Here is a 9,334-nt window from a genome sequence, read left to right on the forward strand (position 1 = left end):
TATTCTTATTCTTTTCCTTCAGCCTCAAAAGCTGCTTTCGCTTCTTGAGCTGCTTTTTCACGCGCTTTTTCAAGATCGTCAACGTGAATCACATCATCATCTTCACCTTCGTCTAGGTCACGCAGTTCTACTTCATTGTCATCTTCATCGAGAACGCGCATATCCAGACCAAGAGACTGCAATTCTTTGACAAGAACGCGGAAGGATTCTGGCACACCTGGTTTTGGAATTGGTTTTCCTTTGGTAATAGCTTCATAAGCCTTCAAACGTCCATTGACATCATCTGACTTGTAAGTCAGGATTTCTTGCAGAACGTTAGAAGCACCGTAAGCTTCCAAGGCCCAAACTTCCATCTCACCAAAACGTTGTCCACCAAACTGAGCTTTACCTCCGAGCGGCTGTTGGGTAACCATTGAGTAAGGTCCTACTGAGCGGGCATGGAGTTTGTCATCTACCATGTGGTGGAGCTTGATCATGTACATGACACCGACAGATACACGGTTGTCAAACGGCTCACCGGTACGTCCATCGTAGAGAATGGTTTTAGCATCACTATCCATACCAGCTTCGCGCACTGTATCCCAGAGGTCTTCTGAGCTTGCTCCATCAAAGACTGGTGTCGCAATATGGATGCCCAAGTTACGTGCTGCCATACCAAGGTGAAGCTCCATAACCTGACCAATGTTCATACGAGATGGTACCCCGAGTGGATTCAACATGATATCAACTGGTGTTCCGTCTGGCAAGTAAGGCATGTCTTCCACAGGAACGATACGGGATACAACCCCCTTGTTTCCGTGACGACCGGCCATCTTATCTCCGACCTTGATCTTACGTTTTTGAGCGATGTAGACGCGAACCAGCATATTAACGCCAGATTGTAATTCATCACCATTAGCACGGGTAAAGATCTTCACATCACGAACCACTCCGTCGGCACCGTGTGGCACACGCAGAGAGGTATCGCGGACTTCACGAGACTTGTCTCCGAAGATAGCGTGCAAGAGACGTTCCTCAGCAGAAAGGTCTTTTTCACCCTTAGGGGTCACTTTACCTACAAGAATGTCGCCTTCTTTAACTTCCGCCCCGATGCGGATAATACCCATTTCGTCCAGATTGCGTAGGGCATCTTCCCCTACGTTTGGAATTTCGCGGGTAATTTCTTCTGGGCCAAGCTTAGTGTCGCGCGTTTCTGATTCGTATTCTTCCAAGTGAACTGAGGTGTAGACATCGTCTTTCACCAGACGCTCACTCATGATAACCGCATCCTCGAAGTTGTAACCTTCCCATGTCATGTAGGCAACGATTGGGTTTTGTCCCAGAGCCATTTCTCCATTTTCCATAGAAGGTCCGTCAGCGATAAAGTCGCCTTTTTCAACGACATCGCCAACTTTTACCAAGGTACGTTGGTTGTAAGCAGTTCCTGAGTTGGAACGGCGGAATTTTTGAATTTGGTAAACATCAAGAGAACCATCTTCACGGCGGACTTCAACCTTGTCTGCATCCGCATAGGTAACCTTACCATCATGCTGGGCAATGACCGCTGCACCAGAGTCGTGGGCAGCCTGGTATTCCATACCAGTACCAACATAAGGTGCTTTTGGATCAATCAAAGGCACAGCCTGACGCTGCATGTTGGCACCCATGAGGGCACGGTTAGAGTCGTCATTTTCCAAGAAAGGAATACATGCTGTCGCTACGGCAACTACCTGCTTAGGTGACACATCCATGTAATCTACTTGATCTGATGGGAATTCTTGGTTATTACCTTGGTGGCGTCCCATAACGATAGGCTCAGCAAAGCCGCCTTTTTCATTCAGCTTAGAGTTGGCCTGCGCTACGATAAATTCATCTTCCTCGTCAGCTGTCAGCCAAACGATTTCGTTGGTTACCACGCCAGCTTCACGGTCTACCTTACGGTAAGGCGTTTGAATAAATCCGTATTTATTAAGGTGTCCATAAGAAGACAAGTTATTGATCAAACCAATGTTTGGTCCTTCAGGCGTTTCAATCGGACACATACGACCGTAGTGAGTATAGTGCACGTCCCGCACTTCATAACCAGCACGGTCACGTGTCAAACCGCCAGGTCCCAAGGCAGACAGACGGCGCTTGTGAGAAAGCTCAGACAGCGGATTGTGTTGATCCATGAACTGTGACAATTGTGAAGAACCAAAGAATTCTTTAATAGCTGCAGTCACTGGACGGATGTTGATGATTTGCTGTGGAGTTAGTACTTCGTTATCCTGAACAGACATCCGTTCACGAACATTACGTTCCATCCGAGAAAGTCCCAAACGGACTTGGTTGGCCAAAAGCTCGCCAACCGCACGAATACGACGGTTCCCCAAGTGGTCAATATCATCTACACGACCAATACCTTCAGCCAAGTTGAGGAAGTAGCTCATCTCAGCCAAGATGTCAGCTGGTGTTACAATCCGTACCTTGTCAGAAGGATTTGCGTTACCAATGATGGTCACAACGCGGTCTGGATCAGTCGGTGCCACAACCTTGAACTTCTGCAATTCTACAGGATCTGTCAAAACAGCTGAGTCGTTTGGAATATAAGTGATTTTGTTCAAACCATTGTCCAACTGCTCTGCAATGCTGTCAATGACACTGCGAGTCATAACTGTACCAGCTTCAACCAAGATTTCCCCTGTTTCAGCATCTACCAATGGCTCAGCAATTGTTTGGTTCAGCAAGCGTGTCTTGACATTGAGTTTCTTATTAATCTTGTAGCGACCAACTGCTGCCAAGTCATAACGATGCGGATCAAAGAAACGCGCTTCAAGAAGGGAACGAGAACTTTCAGCCGTCTTAGGCTCGCCTGGACGAAGACGCTCATAGATTTCTTTCAGGGCTTCATCTGTACGAGAGTCCATTGGGTTCTTGTGGATATCTTTTTCAATGGTATTGCGCACCAAGTCGCTGTCACCAAAGATGTCCAAGATCTCATCATCACCTGAGAAACCAAGCGCACGCACCAAAGTGGTAAATGGAATCTTCCGTGTCCGGTCAATACGAGTGTAGGCAATGTCTTTTGAGTCTGTTTCCAACTCTAACCAAGCTCCGCGGTTAGGAATAACCGTTGAACCGTAGCCAACTTTTCCATTTTTGTCAACTTTATCGTTAAAGTAAACCCCTGGAGAACGCACCAACTGGGATACGATAATCCGCTCACCACCATTGATAATGAAGGTTCCCATTTCAGTCATGATTGGGAAATCACCAAAGAAGACTTCCTGAGTCTTGATTTCACCAGTTTCCTTGTTAATCAGACGGAAAGTCACAAAGATTGGCGCTGAATAGCTGGCATCGTGGATACGTGCTTCTTCCAGCGTATATTTAGGCTCACGGATTTCATAGCCGACAAATTCCAATTCCATGGTGTCGGTAAAGTTTGAAATAGGAAGTACATCTTCAAAGACTTCCTTCAGACCATGATCCAAGAAATCTTGGAACGAATCCGTTTGGATTTCAATCAAATTTGGTAAATCAAGAACTTCCTTAATTCTTGAAAAACTACGACGGGTACGGTGTTTACCGTATCGAACTTCATGTCCTGCCAAGTTTTTACTCCTTTATGATAAGATACTAAGCCCTTGATAAAGCGAGAAGAAGCGTATCTTTACCTCACGCTTTTTAGAGCGAGTTCTGTGAAATGTTTTCAGAGGAAAATCCTCTGTCATTTACAATGCTGCAAAACAGCCACAATCAGTCCCTTTTGTTTAATTTTCAGAAAAATTAAATTATGATTACATAATTCGTTTTTCCTAAAAATAGGCACAAAAAGAGCAGCTAAATCTGACTTATTCAAGTTTGATTTAACTGCTGTAAGCTTCTATTTGGACAATATTTCAAATAAAGCACACGACAAATTATTGTTATCATTATACCTTATTTAGCTAGAAATTGCAAGGATTTCATCCGCTTTCTGAAAAGTTAAAAACTGTTCCGGATGAGCTAGTTCCTCATCGATTAATTCTAGAATTTGAACCAGAATTAGAACCACCCAAAATAACTGACCAAGCCTTCTGATAATCCGCATCTGACGCCCCAATACCAAAACGGTAGGTCGTGGTTGGAGCACCGTTTTTAGCCCAATAGCTAGGCACTGTAGGACCACTGAGATTAACAGATCTGCCGTTTACCGTTACTGTACCTGGCTTTTCTCCTGTAGACTTGAGTACATCAGACTTAATCACACTCGGATCAAGAGTGAACTTATCACCAACACCCCAGGCATTTGGATCTGCCTGATAGATGGCATCTACCATATAAGCCATGTAGGAGGCGTTATTGTTATAACCAGTCAACGCCGCCATAGAACTATTATCATCATGACCAATCCAGCCTCCCAAAGTCATCTTTGGAGTAGAAAGCATCAGCCACATATCACCATTACTATTAGTCGTCCCAGTCTTACCAATCCAGTCGGCTCCAGCCAAGGTTCCGTTGACCTGACTGATTCTGGATTTATAGGTCGTAGTCGCTCCAGAATTGATAACCCCCCGCATGAGGTCCTGCATAATCGTAGCTGCTGCCGGGCTGTATACCTGAACAGGATTGGCCTTATGCTGGTAAATCACCTTGCCGTCTCTGTCTGTGATTTTTTCAACCATGTATTTTTTCTGGTAGGTTCCATTATTAGCCAAGGTTTGGAAGCCATTGGTATGCTGAGCTACAGATACTTCGATTCCGCCGCCCATCGGGAGACTCTCAATGCTGTAGTCATCGATGTAATAGCCCATTTTTTCCATATAGCCACGGACATTGACACCTTTTTCGCGTAATCCGCGGTAAGTCCAATAAGCCGGGATATTCCAAGAAGTATTAAGCGCTTCTTGCAGGTCCATCATGGCTGTACCACGGCTGTCTACGTGCATGATTGGATCGCCGCTTGAAAAGTTAGTTGGATAATTAGAAAGAACGCTGGCGCTGCCCATCAGACCTTGGTCAATAGCAATCCCATAAGCCAGAATCGGCTTAATAGTCGAACCTGGTGAGCGCTCCGTATCAAAGGCGTGATTATTCTGATTGGAAGCATAGTCTCTGCCTCCTACAAAGCCAATCACAGCACCTGTCTTATTATCCAAGAGGACATTTCCCACTTCAACTGCACCAGTCCCGTCATCCAAGACGCCACCATAGTTGGCTACTGCATTTTGCATAGCGTTATGGATTTTTTTATTGATAGTAGTGGTAACTGTGTAGCCACCTTCACGTAATTCCTTATCTGCTAACTCCTTATAAGATTTAACTGTAGCATTATTCTTCAATTCTTGTTGAGAAACATTATCTCGTTGAACCAGATAATCGTACATAACAGACTGGGCTTCTTCCAAAGCTGTGAAATACAGATAATTATGTGTGTTTTTTTCCGAACCTTCAGAAGGCTTGAAATCCTTAGTCAGATCGTACTCTTTATATTCCTTGTACTCTTTCTCACTTAGATGGCCTGTCCGATACATATTATAGAGTACATCCTTGGCACGTTCCAATCCCAAAGCCATATCCCCAGCACTCTTGAGACTACCATCGGCTGCATAAGGCGAATAAACAATCGGACTCTGTGGCAAGCCGGCAATAAAAGCAGACTGGGGCACAGTCAAATCCTTAGCAGAAACACCAAAAATCCCTTGAGCAGCTTCTTCCACACCGGCGATATTCTGCCCCTTATTGTTGCGCCCAAAAGGCGAAACGTTCAAGTAGGTGGTCAAAATATCATCCTTGGACATGTAGCGCTCCAAAGCCAGCGCATCAACAATCTCCGCTGCTTTCCGCTTGAAAGTCGGTGCATCGCCCACCACCTGCTGTTTGATCAACTGCTGGGTAATGGTTGACCCCCCGCTAGAAGAACCAACTCCGACAACAGATCCGAGCGTAGCCCGAAGCACAGCCTTGGGCACCACTCCGTTATGCGTTTCAAAGTTCTCATCCTCTGTAGCGATAACGGCTTTTTTTACATTTTCAGAGATGGCGTCACTCTTAACTGGGATGCGGAGTAAATCATTATCCACTTCTGCAATCAAACTGCCATCGGCATAGGTAAGCTTAGAAATACCAGAAATATTATTCACCTGCTTGACCAACTCTTCCTGCTTGGGCACTTCCACCTTACTGAAAAGACTAGCTGCATAGCCTATCCCAATCCCAGCACCGATTACGCCACCGAAGAAGATAAACACAAAAGCCATATTCATCAGAAGTTTAAAAGTCCGCAAGAAAACAGCAAAAACATCACCGATAGACCAGCCGTTGTTGCTACTAGCGATTTTCTTGCTCCATTCTGGAAGATGTATTTTTTTGGTAAACTGCTGGGTTTTTCCCCAGAACTCTTTTAATTTCTCTATTAATTGTTCCAAGTTTGATTCTCCTTGTTATCTTCCCATTATACCAAATATCTATGATTTATTTCAAGGAAACATTGCTATTTAAAAGCTTTATGATACAATAGAGTAACATAAATTTAAAATATAGATAAGCCAATTTCTTGGCTTTTAGAATAGGAGAGACATGATGCACATTTTTGATGAGCTAAAAGAACGTGGCTTGGTATTCCAAACTACTGATGAAGCAGCTTTACGCAAGGCCTTAGAAGAAGGACAAGTCTCTTATTATAGTGGATACGATCCGACCGCTGACAGCCTGCACCTTGGCCACTTGGTAGCCATTCTGACCAGCCGTCGCTTGCAACTAGCCGGACACAAACCCTACGCTCTGGTCGGAGGAGCAACTGGATTGATTGGCGATCCATCCTTTAGGGATGCAGAACGCAGCCTCCAAACCAAGGAAACTGTGGAAGGCTGGGTGAAATCTATCCAAGATCAGCTTTCTCGCTTTCTGGACTTTGAAAAGGGTGATAATAAGGCCGAAATGGTCAACAACTATGACTGGTTTAGCAGCATCAGCTTTATCGACTTCCTGCGTGACGTCGGCAAATACTTCACTGTCAACTACATGATGAGTAAAGATTCCGTCAAGAGCCGGATTGAGACAGGGATTTCCTATACAGAATTCGCCTACCAGATCATGCAAGGATATGACTTCTATATCCTCAATCAAAACCATGGCGTAACCCTGCAAATCGGTGGTTCTGACCAATGGGGCAATATGACAGCAGGTACAGAGCTCCTGCGCCGCAAGGCTGACAAGACTGGCCATGTAATAACCGTTCCGCTCATTACCGACGCTACTGGCAAAAAATTTGGTAAATCAGAAGGCAATGCTGTCTGGCTCAATCCTGACAAGACTTCTCCTTATGAAATGTACCAATTCTGGATGAATGTCATGGACGCAGACGCTATCCGCTTCTTGAAAATCTTCACCTTCCTATCCTTGGATGAGATCGAAGAGATTCGCCAACAGTTTGAAGCAGCACCACACGAACGCTTGGCGCAGAAAGTCCTAGCACGCGAAGTGGTCAGTCTGGTTCACGGTCAAGAAGCATACCAGGAAGCTCTCAATATCACTGAGCAGCTCTTTGCCGGAAATATCAAGAACCTATCTGTCAAGGAACTCAAACAAGGTTTGCGCGGTGTGCCTAACTATCAGGTCCAAGCAGAAGACAACCTCAATATTGTAGAACTGCTTGTGACAGCCGGTGTGGTAAACTCCAAACGTCAAGCTCGCGAGGACGTCCAAAACGGTGCTATCTACCTCAATGGCGAGCGCATCCAAGATTTAGACTATGTTCTCAGCGCCTCAGATAAACTGGAAGACGAGCTGACAGTTATCCGCCGTGGTAAAAAGAAATACTTTGTCCTTACCTACTAAAGATAAAAATCCGATTACCTGAATCGGATTTTTCTATGTCTTACCAAGGAAAGGACATTCAACTTTATAAAAACAGATAGAAAGAGAGTTCTCATGAAACCAAAACTCGCCCGCTTTGCCCAAGCTTCGGCTCTGGCCTGCCCACTTTGCCAGCAAAGCTTGGCTATGGAAGAAAGCAGCCTCAAGTGTCTTAATCGCCATTCCTACGACATCGCCAAATTCGGTTATGTCAATCTAGCTCCCCAGGTCAAACAAGCTAAAGACTATGACAAAACAAGCTTTCAAAATAGGCAAGTCATCTTGGAAGCCGGCTTTTATCAGCATATTCTAGATGAGTTGCAGGATCTGCTGCAGACCCTGCCTAAAGAACAGACCATTCTAGACGTCGCTTGCGGAGAGGGCTACTATGCTCGAAAAATTCAGGAAAAATTCCCCAACAAAGAAATTTACGCTTTTGATCTATCCAAAGATTCTATCCAACTAGCTGCCAAAAGTGATCAGAGCCTGACTGTAAAATGGTTCGTCGGGGATTTGGCACACTTACCCGTTCAGGATCAAAGCATGGATGTCTTACTGGACATCTTCTCACCAGCCAACTATCATGAATTTCAACGAGTATTGAAAAAAGAGGGACTTATCATTAAAGTCATCCCAACAGAGAATCATCTGAAAGAAATTCGTCAAAAAGCTGCTCAGTATCTGGACAGGAAAGATTATTCTAATCAAGATATCATCCAGCATTTCCAGAAGCACTTTACCATCCTATCTAGAAAGACCGTAGAATCAACCCATACTCTGCATTCTGAGGAGAAAACTGCCCTGCTGCAGATGACTCCTTTACTCTTTCATGTTGAAAAAAATCTAATCAATTGGGAGCAGCTTACAAATGCTACTATTTCAGCCGATATTCTTATCGGAAAACTAAAACAAGAAAAAATCTAAGCTTCTTTCAGTAAAAAACGCTGTTATAACAGCCATTTTAAAAACGCAGACAGGACTGTCTGCGTTATTTATTTATCAACTGATTAATAGACTGTCTTCTCTGTCTCTGGATCAAAGAAGTGCGCTTTATTAAGGTCAAAGCCTAGGTCAATACCTGCACCAGTTTCTAGGTAATCCCGTGAATCCACACGCGCCACAAACTCACTAGAACCCACTTGGCAGTAGAGGTGGGACTCTGCTCCCAGCAATTCTGAAACAGAAATCTTGGCATGCACAACTGAATTCGGGAAAGTTTCCAAGAAAGCAGCTTCCGCATTGATATCTTCCGGACGAATACCGAAGATCAGCTCCTTGCCCTCGTAACCTTTCTCCCGCAGAACTTTGAGAGCTCCTTCTGGCACAGTCAAGCGCAGACCTTCTGCGACAATCTCATTCCCTTCAAGCTTAACTGGGATGAAGTTCATAGCTGGGCTGCCAATGAAGCCAGCAACGAACTTATTAACTGGGTTGTTATAGACTTCCTGCGGCGTACCAATCTGCTCCACCCGTCCAATCGTTCCAGTTCCAGCAGGATTCTTGGTCGCTGACATGATAACGATACGATCCGCCAAGG

5 protein-coding genes are annotated in these 9,334 nt (G+C 44.8%); 2 read left to right on the forward strand and 3 right to left on the reverse strand.

Translation table 11 applies throughout. The features are described 5' to 3' along the window. Nucleotides 1-5: 5 nt before the first annotated feature. A complete protein-coding gene (rpoB, locus tag AX677_RS03965; RefSeq protein WP_002903503.1) occupies nucleotides 6-3,572 on the reverse strand; it encodes a DNA-directed RNA polymerase subunit beta in 3,567 nt (1,188 codons plus the stop codon). A gap of 402 nt (nucleotides 3,573-3,974) precedes the next feature. Next, on the reverse strand, nucleotides 3,975-6,368 hold the full coding sequence (gene pbp1b, locus AX677_RS03970; RefSeq protein WP_060976245.1) for a penicillin-binding protein PBP1B: 2,394 nt from the start codon (nucleotides 6,366-6,368) through the stop codon (nucleotides 3,975-3,977). Between the two features lie 154 nt (nucleotides 6,369-6,522). Between pbp1b and tyrS the strand changes: the two genes are divergently transcribed. After that, on the forward strand, nucleotides 6,523-7,779 hold the full coding sequence (tyrS, locus tag AX677_RS03975; protein ID WP_060976246.1) for a tyrosine--tRNA ligase: 1,257 nt from the start codon (nucleotides 6,523-6,525) through the stop codon (nucleotides 7,777-7,779). 93 nt (nucleotides 7,780-7,872) lie between these two features. Further along, nucleotides 7,873-8,721, forward strand: a complete 849-nt coding sequence (locus AX677_RS03980) for a putative RNA methyltransferase (protein ID WP_060976247.1) — start codon at nucleotides 7,873-7,875, stop codon at nucleotides 8,719-8,721. 83 nt (nucleotides 8,722-8,804) lie between these two features. Here AX677_RS03980 and AX677_RS03985 read toward each other — a convergent pair. Continuing rightward, nucleotides 8,805-9,334, reverse strand: a 530-nt coding sequence (locus tag AX677_RS03985) for a TOBE domain-containing protein (RefSeq protein WP_156445981.1), incomplete at its 5' end; no start/stop codon positions are given.

The organism is Streptococcus sp. CCH8-C6, assembly GCF_001557225.1.
GTDB classification, from domain to species: Bacteria; Bacillota; Bacilli; order Lactobacillales; family Streptococcaceae; genus Streptococcus; species Streptococcus sanguinis_C.

What these genes read in the sequence shown, in the direction of transcription:
- tyrS (WP_060976246.1), top strand. Translation starts at nt 6,523, where the DNA reads ATGCACATTTTTGATGAGCTAAAAGAACGTGGCTTGGTATTCCAAACT.
- AX677_RS03980 (WP_060976247.1), top strand. Translation starts at nt 7,873, where the DNA reads ATGAAACCAAAACTCGCCCGCTTTGCCCAAGCTTCGGCTCTGGCCTGC.